Genomic DNA, 19,740 nt, shown 5'->3' on the forward strand with positions numbered 1-19,740 from the left:
TGGCGGTTTTATCGACGGTTAGAGAGAAAATATCAACGGTTGTCGTATTTTTATCGACGGTTGGAGTGGTTTGATCACTTTAACAATACGAGCCACAATCTAACCTTTATGAGCAATGTAGGTGACTCTCTTCGACATGTGTAGTATCGACTGCCAATTGTTCTTCTTCCTCAATGATTCCTTTGGATAGGTTACAGATGTACCAATCTATCTTCTGGATACGTTAATTAAGCAAAATATCCTGGCATATGGTAAGATTAGCAAATAAAATTTATCAGGTGAAGGAGCGTAACATGGCAGTTAAAATCACCCAAACGGGAGAGCAATTGATTCTGCAGCAAATAACCAGGCTGGAACAAGAACTAAAGCAAGTACGCATCGATAAAAACAGTGCTTTCAATGCTTGCGGAGATGATAAATTGGCGAATCCTAATTTTCATAAATTAGAGCAAGATGAGCGGATAGTAATGGACCGACTTAACGACATTCAACAAACGTACAAGACTGCTGAATTAATTGAGGTAAACGAGAGAAATACAGAGGAAGTTTCGATTGGTTCCATTGTTAAGTGTTTGTTTGAGTATCCGGATGATCCAGAGGAAGAAACATACGAAATCGTCGGATATGGGGAATCAAATATTGATGAAAATAAAATTTATTATGATACCCCGGTTGCCCAAAAACTTATCGGTTTAAAAGTGGGAGAGGAAACGCTTCTTTCCATCCCCTCTGGTAAAGTCAAATGCAGGGTTATAGGACTTTATCGCAACTGGGAGGAAGCAGGGAAGTGAAAAGTAAATGGGGTCTTGGTTTTGCTATAAAGTTTGAATCCTAAAAGTGGCAGTGATTGATAAGGTTAAACTGGGTTTTTCCAGGGTAGTATAACAGGGAAAACCGTCAGGAGGTGGACGTTCGGTCATGAAAGTTGTTGTCATTTCCGATACTCATATGCCGAGGAAGGCGATTCAGCTACCGAGGATCCTGAAGCGCGACTTGGAAGAATGTGATTTCATCATCCATGCCGGGGACTGGCAGACGGTTGACCTTTATTATCAACTGCAACAATTTGCACCAACCATCGGGGTAACCGGAAATGTGGATGGTCCGGAACTTAAAAGCCTTCTTAAAACAAAAGAACTATTCATTATAGGGGAATTCCGTATAGGGATTGTCCATGGACATGGCACAGGGAAGACGACTGAAAAAAGGGCAATAGACACTTTTGCGGACGATGTTGTTGATTGCATTATTTATGGTCATTCACATATACCCATTCTAAAGGAAAATAACGGAGTGATCCTCTTTAATCCCGGATCTCCGATAGATAAAAGAAGACAAAAAGAATTTTCCTATGGTATCCTGACAATCGGGGAAAAAATTATAGCTAAGCATATTTTTTTTGAAGATAGCAATTAAAACCACTGTGCAGAATGGAGTGTAATTCTTTTTGACACTATTTGATGTAAAATTTCACGCAGAAGATCAGGTAGAAACAATGAAGGTCGAAAAATTAGACAGTGAGGATTACGATCAAGCGACTGAAGGGGGCACGCGTCATCTTTTTGACTTGGACACAAATATCGGCTTTTTTGTTTTCTTTGATGCAGAAGACAAGGAGGGAAAGGTATCCTATTTAATGCTCCAATACGAAGACGACAATGAAATGCCATCTAATTGCTACGGGTTCACGCTTAAGGATTTCTATGAATTTTCAGCACTGTACCTGAATGACCTTGAATTCACAGAAGAGCTGAACGAAGAAGAGGGAGAACTTGGCCCTGTTCAGCACCTCGCCCATCTGATTTATCATATAGTCGAGGAAGGAAGGTCAGTAGAGGTGTAAAAAGAAGAGCAGGATTTTTTCCTGCTCTTCGTTCGTTTATTCCTGTTCGGTTTCTTGAAGTGCCTGCAAATGTTGTTCGCAATAAGCTCTCACCAATTCTGCTTCATCTTCCTCGAGCTCAAAATCGAGAACTTTTTCTGTTTCTTTTTCAATAAAGTAGCTTTGGAGAATTCGACTGTTGCTCTCGTCCACGAGGAACAGCACCTTTAAAAACAGCCCATTATCCGTGTAAAGCTCATCGTCTTCATCAACTTCAATACTTAAGAAATACTCATATCTGTCCCCTGTCAGAAGCCCAAATGGATCTTCGAGGAGTTCGACCGTATGTCCGGTAATCTTCATATCTTTCTCATCCTTTTGATTTTGTCCTTACTATTATATATCGAAATGCTCTTAAACAATCAAGTATCGTCTTCAAAAAATTAGAGAAACAATTTAAGCGCCTGATATCCGAAATAGAAGGCAAATCCGATCAGAGACACACCGGAAATAAGGGAAATGAAAGTTAATAACCTTGTTTTGAGCAGCTTTCGAAAGCTACTCGAAATAGCTGCCATTACAATATCCCATAAAACGAGACCGAGGATGATACCGAAGCTATAAAAAACAAGTTGTCCGTCTCCATAGCTAGAAGCGGTTTTTGCGAGAACAGAGCCGTAAATCCCTAACCAGAATAATATGGTCAGCGGGTTAGAAATAGACATAAAGAAACCGGAAAAAAAAGACTTGATACTTGAGTTTCCTTGTCGATGCTCCATCATGATTTTTCCTGAATTGGTGATTGTTTCAATGCCTGTATATAGCAAGACGAAGAATCCGAAAAGCCAGAGGAATGACTGCATGAATGGCGTATCAAGATACTTAAAAATCCCAAGATAGACAGTAAACATATAGAACATATCAGCTGTCAAGGCACCAAGACCAAAAAGCCATGCCTGTAGAAAGCCGTACTTGATCCCTTTGTCCATTTGTGCAGCATTCACAGGGCCAATGGGCGCGGCAAGTGACAGGCCAAGGAATACGTAACCAAGGAAAACAGCCAATATATCAAACCTCCAAACCTGAAAGCGTAATTTGCTTGTACTATTTTTATTCAGGTGATTCTTGATGTACAACCTTTTTTATAAAAAAACCAATAAAATTTTGTTTAAATAAAAAATTAGGAAGTGAATATACTAGTTATTGTGGTGTTTAGCATCAAAACGCAGGTCAGTTTTGGAAAAAATAAGAAAGTATGATAAAATAGAATAGAAATCAACTTTCGGATCATTCATTTATTATAAAAAGTATCATTGCCGGCTTTTTATAATAAATGAATTTTTTTATCAAACGAACGATGATAAGGTTTTCTCAAGAATTTATTTTGGATTAACTTAAAGAGAGAGCCCGCGATTAAAATGATAGGAGCGTGAGGAAAATGGCATTTGGAAGAAAACCGCCTGAAGAAATCGTCACTGCAGAAACGAAAATATGGGAATGCACTGCTGATGATTGCAATTGCTGGGTTCGAGATAACTTTAAAAGCAGCAATATCCCCGCTTGCCCGATTTGCAAAAGTGATATGAAGGAAACGACCAAGATAATTGAAGTGGTCAACAACCACAGTCAAAATTTAATTGGTTAGCAACTGATACAAGAAGCCCGGATGAAAATCCGGGCTGTTTTTTTAATTATATGAATTTTTTAGGCTTATCCGAATCGGATCGTGTTTAGATACTAGGTTTGAAGGCAAAAGAGGAGAAGTTGTCAAGAACCTGTTTGTCTAGGTTTCTAAGTGCGACCATCAAACGCAATATTTAACTGAAAAACACAAAAAAAGTGCCTTATGTTAAAAGGCACCTTTTCTGTATGCGGATGAGAGGACTTGAACCTCCACGGTGTTGCCACCACTAGAACCTGAATCTAGCGCGTCTGCCGATTCCGCCACACCCGCGAATAAGTTATAAAAGAATTATATCATAAAAATATTTGAATTCAATTAAAATTTTTATGAATCTAGTACAAGTAGTATTATTCTTCCTTTCCAGCACATAAAATTTACAAAATTGCTGTGTGTTGGAGGACGACAACTTGAGCATCAGTTTGCTAGCAAGTTATATTTTTTTAGGATTAACTCTTGCTGCCCCGATTGGACCGGTCAATTCAGCAAGGCTGGTTAAGGGAATTAAAAATGGATTCTGGCATGCCTGGATTGTTGGTACAGGCTCAATGATCGCAGATGCCATTTTCATGTTTCTTATCTATCTTGGACTTGTAAATTTTTTGGACATGCCAATCATTCAAATTTTTTTTTGGCTATTTGGCGGTTTCGTACTCATTTACTCTGGGATGGAAGGAATCATAAAGGCCAATAGCATTCAACTTGCTTCAAGTAGGGGAAGAGAATCACTGTTTAAATGCTTCCTAACAGGATTTATCCTGTCCATCAGTAGTCCTTTATCAATCCTTTTCTGGATAGGGATTTATGGATCAGTCCTGGCGAAGACGGCAAGCAATTATGGCCATGCGGACTTATTGATCTACAGTAGCATGATTTTCCTGGGACTAGCAGTTTGGGATGTAATTATCGCAGCAATCACGACTGGTTTTAGGCGTTTCTTAACCTATAACAGTTTAAAAACGATTTCTGTATTTTCAGGGATGTCGTTAATAGGCTTTGGTTTGTATTTCGGATATCAATGCATTAAAGCTTTAATTTAAAAAAAATCGTTCAAAACCAATCACCATATTTAAAAATAATGAAGTATATTGCTTTATTTTGAAAGAAAATGATTGATTTTTGAAATCGATTACATTATGATGGATTTACGAAGCAAAATAGGAGGAATGGCTCATGTTAACACCTGAGCGCCACCAGCTCATTTTACAATTAATCAAGGAAAAATCAATCGTGAAAATTCAAGAACTCCTTGATATCACAGGAGCTTCGGAGTCCACTATACGGCGTGACCTGACAGTACTTGAAGAGGAAAAATTCTTGAAGAGGATACATGGAGGTGCGGCAAGGCTTAAAGGAAAACTTCAGGAACCGAGCATGAACGAGAAATCTTCCAAAAACCTTCATGAAAAAAGGCAAATCGCCAAATTTGCGGCAAGTCTGATTGAAGAAGGTGACAGCGTTTATCTTGATGCAGGGTCGACAATTAAGGAAATGATTCCTTTCCTGCCTGCCAAGGATATTGTAGTGGTTACCAACGGATTGATGCATTTGCCGGAACTGATGGATAGGAATATTGAAACCTACGTGATCGGCGGTTATGCGAAGCCGAAGACAAATGCAGTAATTGGCAGAGGAGCAGTGGCTAGTCTCGAACAATATCGGTTTGATAAATGTTTTCTAGGCGTCAATGGCATTCATCCTCATTCTGGATTTACAACGCCAGACCAGGAGGAAGCAATGATTAAATCCAAAGCAATTTTCTTGTCACGAGAAACGTATGTCCTGGCAGACGAAAGTAAATTCTCGGAAATCACATTTGCTAAAATAGCGGATTTGCAGGAAGCGGCAATTATTACAAATAGTCTAGATGAAGATACGAAAGGGCAATATACCAGCAAAACTACTATAAAGGTCGTGACACCATGATCTATACATTAACACTAAATCCATCTGTCGATTATATCATTGAAGCAGGTGAGATTGTACTTGGAGCTTTGAATAGAACTTCCTATGAAACCAAACTACCAGGCGGGAAAGGAATCAATGTTTCAAGAGTTCTCCGCTCTCTTGGAGTGGAGAGCAAGGCGACGGGCTTTTTGGGCGGTTTTACAGGCAAATATGTGGAAGAGTTCCTCCATAAGGAAGGCATATATACCAACTTTGTCAAAGTTGGGGGAGATACAAGAATCAATATTAAACTGAAGGCAGAAAAAGAAACGGAAATTAATGCACGAGGACCTGAAATTTCCACCCTTGAAATTGGATTATTAAAAGATCAGATAAAACAGCTAGGAAAAGGAGATTACCTGATCCTTGCCGGGAGCATTCCATCTAGCATGCCACAAACGATTTATCAGGATATCGTTCAAATCTGCAAAGAAACAGGGGCAGAAGTGATGATAGATGCAGAAGGTGAGTTGCTGAAAACCGTGCTTGAGTATAAACCTTTTTTGATAAAACCAAACAATCACGAATTAGGACAGTTTTTCGGTAGAGAAATTTCAGAAGTGGAGGACGCCATTTTTTATGGACAAAAGCTAGTTGAGGCAGGAGCAAAAAATGTCATCGTTTCCCTTGCTGAAATGGGTGCTGTCTATATAAATGAATCCGGTGCCATTCATGCGAGCGTTCCACAAGGGGAAGTGAAAAGCTCTGTGGGAGCCGGCGATTCAATGGTAGCAGGCTTCCTGGCACAGTACTTAAAAACGAATGACCGTGCAAACGCATTTCGATACAGTGTTGCATCGGGAAGCGCAACAGCTTTTTCCATCGGGCTTTGTACACCAGAAAAAATAGAATCACTTCTTCCGGAAGTGAAAATTCACAAATTTCAGTGAGGGGGAGAACCATGAAAATCATAGAATTGCTGACAAAAGAAACCATTCATTTATCTATGACTGCCAGAACGAAGCTCGATGCTGTCAATGAGCTTGTCGATGTACTTGATTCAACCGGTAAATTAACCAATCAAAAAATATTCAAGAAGGAGATTTTGAATCGCGAAAAACAAAGCACGACAGGTGTTGGGGATGGGATCGCTATCCCACACGCAAAAACTGGCGTTGTAAAAGAAGCTGCCATCGTATTTGGCCGCTCAGAGTTAGGGATCGACTATGAATCTCTAGATGGTCTGCCGGCGCATTTATTTTTCATGATTGCAGCCCCTGAAGGTGCAAATAACACGCATCTGGAGGCACTAGCACGATTATCAACCATCTTAATGAAGGCTGATGCACGGGAGAAGCTGTTGGTTGCTCAATCTGCAGATGAAGTCATGGATATTATAGACAGTTATGACCAGGAAGAAAAAGAAGAGCCATCTGTTGGCGAAAATAGAAAATTCATCGTTGCTGTCACTGCTTGCCCAACAGGGATTGCCCACACGTACATGGCAGCTGATTCGTTAAAAGCGAAAGCGGCTGAAATGGGCGTAGATATCAAGGTAGAAACGAATGGGTCAGGGGGCGCAAAAAATGTCCTGACGCCAGAAGAAATTGAAAAAGCTGAGGCTGTCATTATCGCTGCCGATACAAAAGTTAATATGGAAAGATTTGCAGGTAAGCCATTGATCGATGTACCAGTTGCCGAGGGAATCCGCAGGCCAAAAGATCTGATTGAAAAAGCGGTTAAGAAGGATGCGCCGCTTTATAAGTCGACAGGCAATGTCCCGACAGAAAAGAAAGCAAGCCGTGGAGGAATCTATAAGCATTTGATGAATGGTGTTTCAAATATGCTTCCTTTTGTTGTCGGAGGTGGTATCCTGATCGCGATCTCCTTCATGTTCGGCTATAATGCCTTCAATCCAGAAGATCCATCCTACCATCCCATCGCAAAAGCGCTGATGGATATTGGCGGCGGAGCGGGAGCATTTGGATTGCTGGTACCTATTCTTGCCGGTTTTATTGCTTTAAGTATTGCAGACAGACCTGGATTTGCTCCTGGTATGGTAGGCGGTGTGCTTGCGGCAATAGGAGGCGGAGGCTTCCTTGGCGGTTTGGTCGCTGGATTCCTTGCAGGATATCTCGTTCTCGGTCTGAAGAAATTATTCGCTGGTCTTCCTGCGTCACTAGAAGGGATTAAAACAATCCTTTTGTATCCATTATTCGGAATTGCCCTTACAGGATTCATTATGTTATTCCTGGTAAATAAACCGGTTGGTGCTTTGAACCAGGCAATAACAGACTGGCTGTCAAGTTTAGGAACAGGAAATGCTGTCTTGCTAGGAATTGTCCTTGGCCTAATGATGGCATTTGACATGGGTGGACCAGTAAATAAAGCTGCTTATGTTTTTGGAACAGGATTGCTTGCAAATGGTGTATATGAGCCAATGGCTGCTATTATGGCTGCTGGCATGGTCCCTCCATTAGGAATCGCACTAGCGACTACAATTTTTAAGAATAAATTTTCAAAAGAAGATCAAGATGCCGGAAAAGCGAATTATATCATGGGACTTTCCTTTATCACGGAAGGTGCAATTCCATTTGCTGCGGCTGATCCGCTTAGGGTCATTCCATCCGCAATGGCTGGAGCGGCTGTTGCTGGCGGATTGTCAATGATGTTCCATATCGGATTGAGAGCTCCTCATGGCGGTTTGTTCGTAGTTCCACTTGTGGATGGAGGGTGGCTTTTATACCTCGCCGCAATCTTAATTGGATCAGCTGTCACAGCGGTCCTGCTTGGACTATTGAAGAAACCGTTATCAAAGTAATAGAAAAAGCCTGCAGAAATTGGATCTGCAGGCTTTTTTACGGATTTTCTTCCTCAAGGAATGTATTTTCCTATGTGTTTTTGTCTGGCTTGATTGACAGAAAGGTGGCGAGGGATGCTGCGATACTTAGTGACGCTAGAAGGATAAAAATAAGTTGGTTCGAATTTGAATTCTTCATCATCAAGGCGATGACAGGGGGACCGGCTGCGACGCCAATAAATCTCATTGAACTATATATGGAGGTGATTGTACCTCTCTCCTCCTTCTCAATGCTTTCGGTAATTAGCGCATCAAGAGGAGGAAGGCTTGCGCCGATTCCAGTCCCTGCAACTAGGAACATGGTTAATAAGAACCATAATTCATTAGAAAAACTCAGCAGACCTACTGCAATCCCAAGTATCAATAAACTGGTAAAAGTGATCCATTTCATCAGCGTTCTATTTTTCTTAATGAGTTTCCCAATAATATACGATGCAGTACAAAGTGCCCCTAATGGAATGGCCAGGTATAGTCCTTTTTGTAAGTTGTGGATTCCGTATTTATTCTCAAGGAGATCGGACAGGTAAAATAATACTCCGAAAAGGACAAACATGACAATTATCCCAATAAAAAAGATGGCATACAGCCAACGCCCATTTTCAGTGAAAATTAGTTTCACTTTTTGGATAAAATCCTTAAAAGGCAATGGATTTTCCTCCTTTTTTGGGCTTTTCACCAAAAAAGTCATCAGTACAACCGAAATTGCACTGAAAATGGGAATGGAGAAAAATGGTAGAAACCAGATAAATCCCGCCAAAAACGAACCAAGAATAGGGCTTAAAACCTTGCCAAGTGTGTTTGCAGTTTCAATTTCGCCAAGCACACCACTGACTTCATCGTCCCCTTTAAACATATCCCCTACCAAGGGCAATACGATCGGAAAAGCCCCAGCAGCTCCAACGCCTTGAAGGGCTCTGCCAATTAAGACGATCAAATATCCATCGGTCATTTGCCATGAAGCCCATCCAGAAATGATTCCACCAATCCCTGTAATAATCAAGCTTGGAATAATGACCTTCTTCCGACCAATATGGTCTGATAAGTACCCAGCAATCGGGATTAAAAAAATTGCTACTATCGAATAAACAGTAATAATTAAACTTGATTGGAAGGCAGAAATGCCCATTCGTTTTTCCATTACTGGCAAAACTGGGATAAGCATTGAATTACCAAGAGTCATCACTAACGGAATAGAGGCAATTGAAACAATGGCCCATTTTTTACTTTTGACAGGATCAACCTTCGTATCCTTAGATTTTTTATCCAAGAGTTTCCCGGATTTTGGAAACAAATTCTCGAGATAATTCATTTTTGTAACCTGCCTTTTAATTTATGCTATTTGTAGTGTGACCAAAAACGACTGAAAAGATGGTGTCTTTTTATGGTAATGATTGTCCATGTAAAATCTATATGGCATTTTTCCCTTGGAAAGGATAAAATAGTTGGAAAAGTCCGGAAGGGTGGAGGGACATGGGACAGATACTGTATTTAAATGTAGGGAAGCCAGAGTTGAAAAACTGGGAGGGGAAAGCGGAACAATCCGCAATCGGGAAGAAAGGAGTCAAACAAGCCCTTTTGACTCAGAATTCCTTCGAGGGTGATGAAGTAGCAGCAACAGAATACCATGGTGGTCCTGACAGAGCTGTTTGCTTCTACCCTTTTGAACATTACCAACAATGGTCAGCTGAATTTGATAAAAAGATTGAAACGCTCACTTTTGGTGAAAATATTTCCGCTCTGGGCATGAAAGAGGCCGACGTATACATAGGAGATATTTACCGCCTTGGGGAAGCGACAATTCAAGTTTCTCAAGGAAGGATTCCATGTTCTAAAATCTCCAAAAACAATGGTATCGATTTGTTATTGAAAAGAGTAGTTCAAACCGGTTATACAGGATATTTTTTCAGGGTCCTGGAGGATGGGATCGTCAATGGAGATGCTGAAATCGTATTGCTGGAGCGTAAACAAGATGACTTTTCTATTCTGATGGCTAATGAAATTCTTTTCCACCGCAGGAATGACAGGAAAGCAATTGAATCACTAATAGGAACGGAAGGACTGGCAGTAGCGTGGAAAGAGGAAGTGACTAAACTCTTAATGAAGAAAAATTAAAATTATTTTTATTGACTTTTCTCTTTATTGCCTTTATCATTTAAAACAATATATCGTACAGTGTAGACGAAGAGTAGTAACTGAAACGGGTACTAAAAGAGAGCTGATGGTTGGTGAAAATCAGTGTAACTGTTGCTGCGAATGGACTTCCGAGCTTCCAAACCGAACCCAATTGGCAGTAGGCTTTGGCGAACTGGCCTTATCGTTACAAAAGGCACGCATTAAAGCATAAATCTTGCTTGATGCTGCTAAGTGAGCTGTTAATCAGCTAATTAAGGTGGTACCACGGGTCCTCTCGTCCTTATTCAAATAAGGAGGGGGCCCTTTTTTGTTTGTCTAAAACTGGGAACCAAATGATTTAATGCGAAAAAACAATAATGGTAACTCGTTGAACAAGAAGAGTAAGCAGGATATTTTCGTTTCAGAGAGCCGGAAATGGTGTGAACCGGTACGTAATACCTGTTGAATGGCCTTGTGAGAGGCAGCCTGAACCAATAAGTAGGGCTGCCCGGACTCCTCCGTTAAAAGGATAGGGTATATCGAGATCTTTTTAGATTTCCTGTACTTGAAGAGAGGGAACTTTTTTAAGTTCCAACTTGAGGTGGCACCGCGGTCCAATCGTAATCGTCCTCTATACAGCACATTTCTTTGTGCATGTATAGGGGACATTTTTATTTTCTAAGGGGGATTTTACATGAAAGTAGAAGCTTCGGAAGTGTATGTAGAAGAAATGGAAGGAGATACGTTAACGCCGATATCCGTTTATCAAAGGATTCCCGGCAAGAAGAAATTCCTTCTGGAAAGCTCTCATAAATATAAAGATTCTGGCCGTTTTTCGTTTATCGGCAGCGACCCTTTATTTGAGCTTTTGAATGAAAAAGGCGAGACATATCTTATTAGAGAAGGGACTAAGGAGCACATCGGGATATCTTTTTCACAGGCTTTGAAAAAGATGCTTCCAAAAATAAAACCTGAGTTAGATATTCCCTTTATCGGGGGTGGAATAGGTTTTGTCAGCTATGATTTCATTCGTGAATTTGAAGAAATTGGACCGTTGAAGGATGATCCACTAGATATGCCAGAAGCGCATTTGATGTTCTTCGATGAGATTATCGTATTTGACCACCTTAAACAAAAGATTAACCTGATTGGCATTCAGTATCCGGGATACAGCAACACTAATTTGATCAGAAAAATAGAAAATCGGAAAAAACAACTTGAATCGACAAATAAAAAACAGCCGATCAGTCCCTTTTCCCTATCGGATTTTACAGCCTCTCAAGACAGAGACGAGTATGAAAACTCGGTCAGAATAGCAAAGAGCTTGATTGAGGAAGGCGAAATCTTTCAAGTAGTTTTATCGAGAAGACTTTCGGCGACTGCAAAAGGAGATCCATTTTCTTTTTATCGAAAATTGAGGATAAATAACCCCTCTCCTTATATGTATTACATTGATTTTGCAGACTATGCAGTTGCCGGCACTTCGCCAGAAAGCCTTGTCAAGTACCGGGGCGGAATAATGGTTACGAACCCAATTGCCGGTACCAGGCCGAGAGGGAAAACAGCAGATGAAGATGAAAAACTGGAACGGGAACTAACGCAGGACGAAAAGGAATTGGCCGAACACAAAATGCTCGTTGATCTCTCAAGGAATGATTTAGGGAAAATATGCGAAGTGGGAAGTGTGAAAATCGATAAATTTCTGGAAGTAGAACGATACCAGTTTGTTATGCACCTCGTATCGGAGGTAAGCGGGAGGCTGCTATCAGATGCACATCCGATCGATGGATTAGCGGCTTGTCTTCCAGCAGGAACTGTATCAGGGGCACCAAAGATTCGAGCGATGCAAATCATCAATGAACTGGAGGCGGAAAAAAGGGGTGTTTATTCAGGGGCGGTCGGTTACTTCTCTGCATGTGGAAACATGGATTTTGCCTTAGCGATCAGAACTTTGGTTGTCAAGGATGGTAAAGGCTATCTTCAGGCAGGCGCAGGGATTGTATATGACTCAGACCCAGCGAAAGAGTTTGATGAAACAAATCATAAATTAAAAGCATTGATGGAGGCTGCCAATGATTCTACTGATTGATAATTACGATTCCTTTACCTATAACCTTTACCAATATTTAAGTGAGCTGGGAGCTGAAGTGAAAACGGTCCGGAATGATAAAATTTCGATTCAGGAAATCACACGAATGGATCCTGAAGCAATCGTCCTTTCCCCTGGTCCGGGCAGGCCGGAACAGGCAGGAATTTGTGTCGAAGCAGTTCAACAGTTCGCGCCAAAAATTCCGATCCTGGGGATATGTCTTGGACATCAGGCAATCGCCTATTCATTTGGCAGTTCAATCATAAAAGCAAAGACAATCATGCATGGCAAACAATCTAAGTTAAGACATTCAGGTAAATCGATCATGATTCATCTGAATGAACAACCGGAGGTAATGAGGTATCACTCTTTAGTGATCGACCCGCTGACGCTCAGTGAAGACTTTGAGATTCTCGCCGAAGCTGCCGATGACGACGAAATTATGGCAATCAAGCATAATCATTACCCTGTATATGGGCTTCAATTTCATCCCGAATCAATTGGAACGGAGAGCGGAAAACAAATGTTATTCAATTTTCTTACTGAAATCAGAAAGGAGACTGTAAATGATGAAAAATTATCTTGAAATGCTGATCGAAGGAAAATCTCTGCAAGAGCAAGAAATGGAGGAAGCTGTCCAAGGTATTTTTGCGCAAGAAGTATCAGACAGCGAAATCGCATCCTTTTTGACAGGTCTTAAATCAAAAGGAGAAACGGCAGAGGAGGTTTCCGGGTTAGTCAAAGCGATCAGAAAGCATGCATTAAATTTTCCAAAGAGAATACCTGATGTGCTTGATAATTGCGGCACAGGGGGGGATGGTTCAAAAAGTTTTAACATTAGTACTACTTCGGCATTTGTTATTGCTGGTGCTGGAATTACCGTCGCAAAGCATGGAAACAGAAGTGTATCGAGCAAGACTGGAAGTGCGGATGTATTGGAGGAACTCGGCATTAGTCTAGACTTCTCTCCAGAAGAAACAGAAGAAGTCCTCGAGCAGAATGGGATTGCTTTTTTATATGCTCCTCATGTACACCCGAAATTGAAACAAATTATGAAGGTCCGGAGAGATCTAAAAATCCCGACTATCTTTAATTTGATCGGACCGCTGACAAATCCGGTTCAGCTTGATTACCAGTTGCTTGGAATTTACCGCAGGGATATGCTTGATAAGTTTGCCCAAGTGCTTGCAAACCTGAACAGGAAGCGAGCGATTGTCGTCAACGGGGCAGGTGGAATGGATGAAGCTTCTCTTGCAGGCGAAAACGAAATGGTGATTGTTACGGAAGGAGAAATCAAACGAATCAAACTTCTGCCGGAAGAAGTGAATTTGCCAGTGTACGACAATGACAGTATTAGAGGTGGAGATGCACGCGACAATGCTGACATATTGCTCCATGTTCTCAAGGGTAAAAAGGGTGCTTATCGGGATACTGTTCTGATGAATGCGGGTCTTGGAATATACACAGCGGGGAAAGCAGAGTCGATTTTGCAAGGAGTGGAGCTGGCAGCGGAAAGCATCGATTCAGGCAGGGCACTATCGAAACTGGAAAATTTAATCAGCCTCAGCAAGCAAAATAAAAAGGCGGTCGGTTGAAATGCGAACAATACTTGATTCAATCATTGAACGAAAAAAAGGAGAGGTGGAGGAGTGGAGGAAGCAGAAAATTACGATACAAGCATCACTTTCCGAACCGCGTTCTTTCATCAAAGCATTAAAAGAGGCAAACAATGTCGCTATCATTTCCGAATTCAAACGGGCATCCCCTTCAAAAGGAGACATTAATCTTTCATTGGACCCTGCTCAGCAAGCAAAGCTCTATGCCGCGGCAGGTGCATCAGCTATATCTGTATTAACGGATGAAAAAGGTTTTAAAGGATCCTTTACTGATTTGAAAAAAGTCAGAGAAGCAGTAGAGCTTCCGATTCTATGCAAGGATTTTATCGTCGATCCGATTCAAATAGATTTAGCCCGTTCCGCCGGAGCGGATGTCATTTTGCTAATAGCAGCGGCATTGCCTCAAGCGAAATTGGCAGAACTATACGAGTATGCCTCTGAAAAAGGACTCGAGTGCCTCGTTGAAATTCATGACGAAACCGATCTCGAAAAAGCACTTGCTATCAATGCTCAAATGATTGGAATTAATAATCGTGATTTGAAATCATTCGTCGTTGACTTGGCAAATACCGAGAAGCTCGGTCCGCTTGTGAAAAAGACAGGGGCAATGCTAATTAGTGAAAGCGGCATGAAAACAAGGAGCGATATTGTCCGTGCAGCAGCGGCTGGTGCAGACGGAGTATTAATTGGCGAGACATTCATGACTTCAGCCGATCTTACTGAAACATTCAACAATTTCACTGTTTCATCGATAAGGAGTCATCATGAAGGTTAAGATTTGCGGAATACGTTCAGTCGAGGCAGCTGGCCATGCAGTTCAATGCGGAGTGGACGCTCTAGGGTTCGTGTTTGCCAGGAGCAAAAGACAAATTACAGCCTTAGAGGCAAGAAATATCATTGAAACCCTGCCAAAAGAAGTCTGGAAGGTGGGGGTGTTTGTAAATGAAAATGCTGAAACAATTAAGCGGATCGCCGAAACTGCTGGACTGACACATATCCAGCTCCATGGGGATGAAAACTTAGAGGATTATCAATCAATCGAGCTGCCGTTATTAAAGGCTTATTCTATTCAGTTTCCTCAAGATCTTGAGAAAATGGATACTATAACAGCTGATTACATTCTTCTTGATAGCCCTCCAGCAGAATATCACGGAGGAAATGGCTCGAGTTTCGAATGGGATCTGGCAGAAGCAATCGGCATGACAAAGACAAATATCATCTTAGCAGGTGGACTGAACCCTGAGAATATTGGAAAAGCGATCAGAAAGATAAAACCATTTATGGTGGATGTCAGCAGCGGTGTCGAAACAAACGGCGAAAAAGATTTAACGAAGATTCAAGATTTTATCACGAAAGCAAAGAATGCAGGGGAGGAAATGTAAATGACGACAAAAGCATATAATTTGCCGGACGAAAAAGGACATTTTGGAAATTATGGAGGAAGGTTTGTCCCAGAAACATTGATGGAGGCTGTGCTGGAACTGGAGAAAGAATACAATCGGGCAATGATAGATAAAGATTTTCACACAGAACTTCAAAAGCTAATGAAGGATTATGTAGGCAGGGAAACTCCTTTATACTTGGCAGGCAATTTAACCGAGCATAGTGGTGGCGCGAAAATTTATTTGAAGCGTGAAGATCTGAATCATACAGGAGCCCACAAAATCAATAATACAGTCGGGCAGGCCTTGCTTGCCGTCCGGATGGGCAAGCGAAAGATCGTTGCTGAGACCGGAGCAGGGCAGCACGGGGTTGCTACAGCGACAGTCTGTGCTTTGCTGAAATTGGAATGTGTCATTTTCATGGGCAAAGAGGATATTAGACGCCAGCAATTGAACGTGTTCAGGATGGAGCTGCTTGGGGCAAAAGTGGTAAGTGTTGATGCTGGAAGTGGAACGCTGAAGGATGCTGTAAATGAAGCATTAAGGTACTGGGTAACAAATGTAAGAGATACCCATTATATTCTCGGATCTGTGATGGGACCACACCCTTTTCCAAAAATGGTCCGAGATTTTCAAAGCGTCATCGGTAAGGAAACGAAACAACAGTTTTTTGAAAAAGAAGGAAAATTACCCGATGCGCTCGTCGCATGCATTGGTGGAGGAAGCAACTCAATTGGATTGTTTTATCCGTTTATCGAAGACGAAAGCGTAGCTATTTACGGGGTGGAAGCGGCAGGATTGGGATTGGAAACGGACAAGCATGCAGCATCGCTAACAAAAGGGAAGCCAGGCGTGCTACACGGCGCGATGATGTACCTTCTTCAGGATGAGGACGGACAAATTCAGGAGGCACATTCGATTTCTGCGGGACTGGATTATCCTGGAATTGGTCCGGAGCATAGTCATCTTCATGACATCAATAGAGTCCATTATGAATCGGTTACTGACGAAGAAGCACTGGATGCCTTTCAGCTTCTTTCCAAGCTCGAAGGCATCATCCCAGCTCTCGAAAGTGCACATGCAATAGCGTATGCCGTAAAGCTCGCTGCCGGAATGAGCAAAGAGGAGAACATTGTTGTCTGCTTATCTGGCCGAGGCGATAAAGATGTACAGACCATTCAAGCTCGAATAGGAGGACAGGAATAATGGACAGGATCAAAAAGGCTCTGACTGAAAAAGGAAAAAAAGTATTCATTCCTTATATAATGGCGGGGGATGGAGGATTGGAGGCTCTCAAAGAGAGATTGATCTTCCTTCAAAACTCAGGAGCAGACGCGATCGAAATCGGAATTCCTTTTTCCGATCCCGTTGCTGATGGGCCAACCATTCAAAAAGCCGGCCTTCGGGCACTTGCTCACGGAACCACTGTGAAAAAAGTACTGAAGGATATTGCAGCCTATAAGACGGAGATCAAGGTACCATTGATTTTCATGACCTATGCAAATCCAGTAATAGCTTACGGGATTGAAGCTTTTGCAACTGATGCTGCCAATGCCGGGATTTCTGGCTGCATTATCCCGGATCTCCCGCTTGAGGAAGAGGATTTGGTCCTTGCTCCTTTTGAACAAAATGATCTGGCCTTGATTCGACTGGTCACCTTAACGACTCCGAAGGAAAGAATAAGGAAGATTGCGGCAACTGCAACAGGATTCATCTATGCCGTAACAGTTACAGGAATCACGGGGTCTCGAACAAAGTTCAGTGATGATCTTGCGGAGTTTTTGTCCTATGTGAAAAGCGTGAGTTCCGTCCCAGTTTTGGCAGGCTTCGGTGTCTCAACAGCAGAACAAGTGGAGGAAGTTTGCAGGCATTGTGACGGCGTAATTGTAGGCAGTAAAATTATTGATTTGTTTGAGCAGGATAATTTAGAAGAAATGAAGAAGCTTATTCTCTCTGTTGAAAAAATATAGGTATTTTTTTGAAAAAACGTGCGATTTGTTACAGTACATTCTTGTTTTCCTTTTATATACTAATAGAAAGTGTTGCTTGCATGGGAAACTATTTAGTTTATAAAGGAAGTTGACCGATATGAAAATGTACGAGGCGATTCTCGCTATACTTCAGAAAAAGGGAACCGCAACGATCCCAATCATATGTGAGGAAATGAATGAGCAGGCACTACAACTTGCTCAAGACAGAACTCGATTACTAGAAGCTTCCTATATTAAAACAGTTATCAGCCGGAATACGGAATTGTTCGTTCTAAATGATGATACGGTATCCATTAGGCCAGACAAAGAACCAATGCTGCTAATCGTGGAACTGCATGGATACCCTGGACCGGAGCAGAGAGTAAGAATAGATTTCACAAGAAATACCTTCACGTATTTTGAATGGCATCTTGATTCTAGAGCACCAGGTCCGATAAAGACGGAAAGCTTCGGGTCTGTGGGAGAACTCAAAAAAAAGTTGTATTCAGTTAAGCTGTGGGATTGGCAGGATGATTATCACACGGAAGGAATCATTGTTGATGGTACGAGTTGGTCGGTTACACTTAAAACAAAAGGAAAGACATATAAAAGCAAAGGTCATGAAGCTTTCCCAAAGGAATGGCACGAATTGTGCAGGGCGATCAGCAAGCTCATTGGAATAAAGTTTTCGTGTTGACTGCAGGCGCCCTGCGGTTTTTTTCTTTTTCAAAATATGATACGATGAAGGGTAAGTAAAAGGAATTCAAGTTGCCTTTTTAGAAGCGGTTTTACTTTATGGACCTTGGAGGTCATTGGGAAAAATGAAAGACATATCTGTAAAAGAATTAATCAGTTCAAGAAAATATATCCCTGTTGATGTTAGAGCACCAATCGAACATAAGGATTCAGCCATTCCTGGGTCGGTGAATATCCCGCTATTTACCGATGACGAAAGGCAGGAAATTGGCACACTTTATAAGAAATCCGGAGAAAAAGCAGCTAAATGGCGGGCGATGGAAATCGTTGCCCCTAAGCTTCCCCAGCTTCTTAGTGAAATAAAAGACTTGAAAAAGACCGGTGCCGAGCCAGTTATACATTGCTGGAGAGGCGGGATGAGAAGCCAGTCTGTTGCGTTATTTCTGGAATATTCCGGAATATCCGCCTATCGACTAGAGGGAGGCTATCGTGCCTATCGGGAATATGTTTTAGAAAAAATTCCCGAATTATTGCCTCACAAGGCAGTTGTTTTGCACGGGATGACTGGGACAGGAAAGACGGATATTTTAAAAGTTTTACAGGAAAAGGGCTATCCCGTAATCGATCTAGAACAAATGGCTAACCATCGAGGATCGATTTTTGGAATGATTGGAATGGGAGAATCCCGCAATCAAAAAACCTTCGATGCACTGCTTTTTCATCGCCTTACTGAAATAACAGAATCGAATTATTTCATCGTAGAGGCGGAGAGCAAGAGAATCGGACGGGCTGCCCAACCAGACGAAATAATTGCGAAAAAGGCGGACGGAATTCATTTTCTAGTCAAAAGTTCGATTCCCAAAAGGGTGGAGCGAATTTATCAGGAATATGTACATCCTTTTAAACAAGAGGTTTGGTTTGAAGAAGAAGTACAAGAAAAAGTCACCAAGCTGCTTAGACGGATTCCCGGAGACGCTGCAACATCCCTGCGACTAGCCTTGAAAGAGAAAAATTATCATGAACTGATTGAAATCTTGTTAATACATTATTATGATCCGCGTTATGGCCATGCACTCCAGGAGTATCCAGGTCCGTTTCTTGAAATTGATGCGGATGTACCGGATGTAGTGGCACAGCTTGAGAAAAAACTAAAACTTTCCCTAGCTGATTCCAATTATGGTTTAAAAATTGGAGGAAAAGGTTATTAACAAAGGAAGGCAGTCATTTGCTTCCTTTCTTTTTTGAATTAATATCACTGAATATTCTGCTGATTCATTGTATAATAGTGTAAGGCAAAATTTAATAGGAGGGTGGAAGATGAGCGAATCAAAAACCTGTCATCATCGTTTCTCACTGCATGTAGAAAGCGTTGGTTTCACCAATAATGATGGAGTCAACAAATTCAACGCAGGATCAAGGTTCCAAAAAGCTATTACCTGTGGACATTTTGAATTGCCAGTGGAACATAATGATATGATTGAGGTTAATCAAAACGAAAAAAGGAATAATCTTTTTGCCCCCAAGAATATGTATATTGCCATGATGAATCTACAATAATAACAATCTAAATAAATCTTTGAAACTCAAACTGGTTCCCGCCAGTTTTTTTTTGTGAAGATTGTTTT

Annotated in this window: 22 protein-coding genes, 1 tRNA gene and 2 other annotated features; of the genes, 19 read left to right on the forward strand and 4 right to left on the reverse strand. The window is 41.4% G+C overall.

All coding sequences use genetic code 11. From position 1 onward, the window contains the following. Positions 1-293 precede the first annotated feature (293 nt). From UB32_RS07325 to UB32_RS07335, 3 genes are all read left to right on the forward strand, one after another. The gene (locus UB32_RS07325) at positions 294-791 is read left to right on the forward strand and encodes a GreA/GreB family elongation factor (RefSeq protein WP_044392473.1); all 498 of its coding nucleotides are present in this window, start codon (positions 294-296) and stop codon (positions 789-791) included. Between the two features lie 127 nt (positions 792-918). Continuing rightward, complete coding sequence (locus UB32_RS07330; protein ID WP_044392475.1) at positions 919-1,416, forward strand: metallophosphoesterase family protein; 498 nt, start codon at positions 919-921, stop codon at positions 1,414-1,416. Between the two features lie 79 nt (positions 1,417-1,495). Then, complete coding sequence (locus UB32_RS07335) at positions 1,496-1,843, forward strand: hypothetical protein (RefSeq protein ID WP_044392538.1); 348 nt, start codon at positions 1,496-1,498, stop codon at positions 1,841-1,843. 36 nt (positions 1,844-1,879) lie between these two features. Here UB32_RS07335 and UB32_RS07340 read toward each other — a convergent pair whose 3' ends face one another. Both UB32_RS07340 and UB32_RS07345 read right to left on the reverse strand, forming a co-directional pair. Further along, complete coding sequence (locus tag UB32_RS07340; protein ID WP_044392477.1) at positions 1,880-2,185, reverse strand: DUF6509 family protein; 306 nt, start codon at positions 2,183-2,185, stop codon at positions 1,880-1,882. An 80-nt stretch (positions 2,186-2,265) separates the two neighbouring features. Beyond that, entirely contained in the window at positions 2,266-2,886 is a 621-nt protein-coding gene (locus UB32_RS07345) for a LysE family transporter (RefSeq protein WP_044392479.1), read from the reverse strand. 374 nt (positions 2,887-3,260) lie between these two features. Between UB32_RS07345 and UB32_RS07350 the strand changes: the two genes are divergently transcribed. Beyond that, a complete protein-coding gene (locus tag UB32_RS07350; protein ID WP_044392481.1) occupies positions 3,261-3,467 on the forward strand; it encodes a cold-shock protein in 207 nt (68 codons plus the stop codon). A gap of 225 nt (positions 3,468-3,692) precedes the next feature. Here the strand turns inward: UB32_RS07350 and UB32_RS07355 are convergent. Beyond that, a tRNA-Leu gene (locus UB32_RS07355) sits at positions 3,693-3,776 on the reverse strand. A 137-nt stretch (positions 3,777-3,913) separates the two neighbouring features. On the opposite strand from UB32_RS07355, the gene UB32_RS07360 reads away from it, so the two are divergent. The 4 genes from UB32_RS07360 to UB32_RS07375 all read left to right on the forward strand — a co-directional run bounded on the left by UB32_RS07360 (position 3,914) and on the right by UB32_RS07375 (position 8,211). After that, positions 3,914-4,543 (forward strand): LysE family transporter, encoded by a 630-nt coding sequence (locus UB32_RS07360; RefSeq protein ID WP_044392482.1) that lies wholly within the window; start codon positions 3,914-3,916, stop codon positions 4,541-4,543. 133 nt (positions 4,544-4,676) lie between these two features. Next, entirely contained in the window at positions 4,677-5,429 is a 753-nt protein-coding gene (locus tag UB32_RS07365) for a DeoR/GlpR family DNA-binding transcription regulator (RefSeq protein ID WP_044392484.1), read from the forward strand. Beyond that, positions 5,426-6,340: a 1-phosphofructokinase gene (gene pfkB / locus UB32_RS07370; protein WP_044392485.1), complete on the forward strand. Its 915-nt coding sequence runs from the start codon at positions 5,426-5,428 to the stop codon at positions 6,338-6,340. Before UB32_RS07365 ends, pfkB begins: the two co-directional genes overlap by 4 nt. 11 nt (positions 6,341-6,351) lie before the next feature. Next, positions 6,352-8,211: a PTS fructose transporter subunit IIABC gene (locus UB32_RS07375; protein WP_044392486.1), complete on the forward strand. Its 1,860-nt coding sequence runs from the start codon at positions 6,352-6,354 to the stop codon at positions 8,209-8,211. Between the two features lie 70 nt (positions 8,212-8,281). Here UB32_RS07375 and UB32_RS07380 read toward each other — a convergent pair whose 3' ends face one another. After that, entirely contained in the window at positions 8,282-9,559 is a 1,278-nt protein-coding gene (locus UB32_RS07380; RefSeq protein WP_044392488.1) for an MFS transporter, read from the reverse strand. 161 nt (positions 9,560-9,720) lie between these two features. On the opposite strand from UB32_RS07380, the gene UB32_RS07385 reads away from it, so the two are divergent. From UB32_RS07385 to UB32_RS07435, 11 genes are all read left to right on the forward strand, one after another. Then, a complete protein-coding gene (locus tag UB32_RS07385) occupies positions 9,721-10,362 on the forward strand; it encodes an MOSC domain-containing protein (RefSeq protein WP_044392490.1) in 642 nt (213 codons plus the stop codon). A 54-nt stretch (positions 10,363-10,416) separates the two neighbouring features. Further along, positions 10,417-10,668, forward strand: a binding site (T-box leader). Between the two features lie 73 nt (positions 10,669-10,741). Beyond that, positions 10,742-10,997: a binding site (T-box leader), on the forward strand. A 59-nt stretch (positions 10,998-11,056) separates the two neighbouring features. Further along, the gene (gene trpE / locus UB32_RS07390; RefSeq protein WP_044392491.1) at positions 11,057-12,451 is read left to right on the forward strand and encodes an anthranilate synthase component I; all 1,395 of its coding nucleotides are present in this window, start codon (positions 11,057-11,059) and stop codon (positions 12,449-12,451) included. Continuing rightward, positions 12,435-13,037, forward strand: coding sequence for an anthranilate synthase component II (locus UB32_RS07395; RefSeq protein ID WP_044392492.1), 603 nt, complete (start codon positions 12,435-12,437; stop codon positions 13,035-13,037). Before trpE ends, UB32_RS07395 begins: the two co-directional genes overlap by 17 nt. Next, positions 13,021-14,046 carry an anthranilate phosphoribosyltransferase gene (gene trpD, locus UB32_RS07400; RefSeq protein WP_044392539.1) on the forward strand — a complete coding sequence of 342 codons (1,026 nt, stop codon included), beginning with the start codon at positions 13,021-13,023 and terminating at the stop codon, positions 14,044-14,046. Before UB32_RS07395 ends, trpD begins: the two co-directional genes overlap by 17 nt. A 1-nt stretch (position 14,047) precedes the next feature. After that, positions 14,048-14,842 carry an indole-3-glycerol phosphate synthase TrpC gene (trpC, locus tag UB32_RS07405; RefSeq protein WP_044392494.1) on the forward strand — a complete coding sequence of 265 codons (795 nt, stop codon included), beginning with the start codon at positions 14,048-14,050 and terminating at the stop codon, positions 14,840-14,842. Then, positions 14,832-15,449, forward strand: coding sequence for a phosphoribosylanthranilate isomerase (locus UB32_RS07410; protein ID WP_044392496.1), 618 nt, complete (start codon positions 14,832-14,834; stop codon positions 15,447-15,449). The genes trpC and UB32_RS07410 overlap by 11 nt, the downstream gene beginning before the upstream one ends. Next, positions 15,450-16,655 (forward strand): tryptophan synthase subunit beta, encoded by a 1,206-nt coding sequence (gene trpB / locus UB32_RS07415; protein ID WP_044392498.1) that lies wholly within the window; start codon positions 15,450-15,452, stop codon positions 16,653-16,655. Beyond that, the gene (trpA, locus tag UB32_RS07420; RefSeq protein ID WP_044392500.1) at positions 16,655-17,419 is read left to right on the forward strand and encodes a tryptophan synthase subunit alpha; all 765 of its coding nucleotides are present in this window, start codon (positions 16,655-16,657) and stop codon (positions 17,417-17,419) included. Before trpB ends, trpA begins: the two co-directional genes overlap by 1 nt. A 118-nt stretch (positions 17,420-17,537) precedes the next feature. After that, entirely contained in the window at positions 17,538-18,116 is a 579-nt protein-coding gene (locus UB32_RS07425; protein ID WP_044392501.1) for a hypothetical protein, read from the forward strand. Positions 18,117-18,240: 124 nt separating this feature from the next. Beyond that, the gene (gene mnmH, locus UB32_RS07430; RefSeq protein WP_044392502.1) at positions 18,241-19,323 is read left to right on the forward strand and encodes a tRNA 2-selenouridine(34) synthase MnmH; all 1,083 of its coding nucleotides are present in this window, start codon (positions 18,241-18,243) and stop codon (positions 19,321-19,323) included. Between the two features lie 109 nt (positions 19,324-19,432). Continuing rightward, positions 19,433-19,672: a hypothetical protein gene (locus UB32_RS07435; protein WP_044392504.1), complete on the forward strand. Its 240-nt coding sequence runs from the start codon at positions 19,433-19,435 to the stop codon at positions 19,670-19,672. Positions 19,673-19,740 lie beyond the last annotated feature (68 nt).

It is taken from the genome of Mesobacillus subterraneus, assembly GCF_000934845.1.
GTDB lineage: Bacteria > Bacillota > Bacilli > Bacillales > Cytobacillaceae > Mesobacillus > Mesobacillus stamsii.

Bases quoted from the DNA above. Each gene is read 5' to 3' on its own strand.
- trpC (WP_044392494.1), top strand. From the start codon at position 14,048: ATGCGAACAATACTTGATTCAATCATTGAACGAAAAAAAGGAGAGGTG.
- mnmH (WP_044392502.1), top strand. From the start codon at position 18,241: ATGAAAGACATATCTGTAAAAGAATTAATCAGTTCAAGAAAATATATC.
- UB32_RS07435 (WP_044392504.1), top strand. From the start codon at position 19,433: ATGAGCGAATCAAAAACCTGTCATCATCGTTTCTCACTGCATGTAGAA.
- UB32_RS07340 (WP_044392477.1), bottom strand. From the start codon at position 2,185: ATGAAGATTACCGGACATACGGTCGAACTCCTCGAAGATCCATTTGGG.
- UB32_RS07325 (WP_044392473.1), top strand. From the start codon at position 294: ATGGCAGTTAAAATCACCCAAACGGGAGAGCAATTGATTCTGCAGCAA.
- UB32_RS07425 (WP_044392501.1), top strand. From the start codon at position 17,538: ATGAAAATGTACGAGGCGATTCTCGCTATACTTCAGAAAAAGGGAACC.
- trpD (WP_044392539.1), top strand. From the start codon at position 13,021: ATGAAAAATTATCTTGAAATGCTGATCGAAGGAAAATCTCTGCAAGAG.
- UB32_RS07335 (WP_044392538.1), top strand. From the start codon at position 1,496: ATGAAGGTCGAAAAATTAGACAGTGAGGATTACGATCAAGCGACTGAA.
- UB32_RS07385 (WP_044392490.1), top strand. From the start codon at position 9,721: ATGGGACAGATACTGTATTTAAATGTAGGGAAGCCAGAGTTGAAAAAC.
- pfkB (WP_044392485.1), top strand. From the start codon at position 5,426: ATGATCTATACATTAACACTAAATCCATCTGTCGATTATATCATTGAA.
- UB32_RS07395 (WP_044392492.1), top strand. From the start codon at position 12,435: ATGATTCTACTGATTGATAATTACGATTCCTTTACCTATAACCTTTAC.
- UB32_RS07375 (WP_044392486.1), top strand. From the start codon at position 6,352: ATGAAAATCATAGAATTGCTGACAAAAGAAACCATTCATTTATCTATG.
- trpA (WP_044392500.1), top strand. From the start codon at position 16,655: ATGGACAGGATCAAAAAGGCTCTGACTGAAAAAGGAAAAAAAGTATTC.
- UB32_RS07350 (WP_044392481.1), top strand. From the start codon at position 3,261: ATGGCATTTGGAAGAAAACCGCCTGAAGAAATCGTCACTGCAGAAACG.
- UB32_RS07410 (WP_044392496.1), top strand. From the start codon at position 14,832: ATGAAGGTTAAGATTTGCGGAATACGTTCAGTCGAGGCAGCTGGCCAT.
- UB32_RS07380 (WP_044392488.1), bottom strand. From the start codon at position 9,559: ATGAATTATCTCGAGAATTTGTTTCCAAAATCCGGGAAACTCTTGGAT.
- trpE (WP_044392491.1), top strand. From the start codon at position 11,057: ATGAAAGTAGAAGCTTCGGAAGTGTATGTAGAAGAAATGGAAGGAGAT.
- trpB (WP_044392498.1), top strand. From the start codon at position 15,450: ATGACGACAAAAGCATATAATTTGCCGGACGAAAAAGGACATTTTGGA.
- UB32_RS07365 (WP_044392484.1), top strand. From the start codon at position 4,677: ATGTTAACACCTGAGCGCCACCAGCTCATTTTACAATTAATCAAGGAA.
- UB32_RS07330 (WP_044392475.1), top strand. From the start codon at position 919: ATGAAAGTTGTTGTCATTTCCGATACTCATATGCCGAGGAAGGCGATT.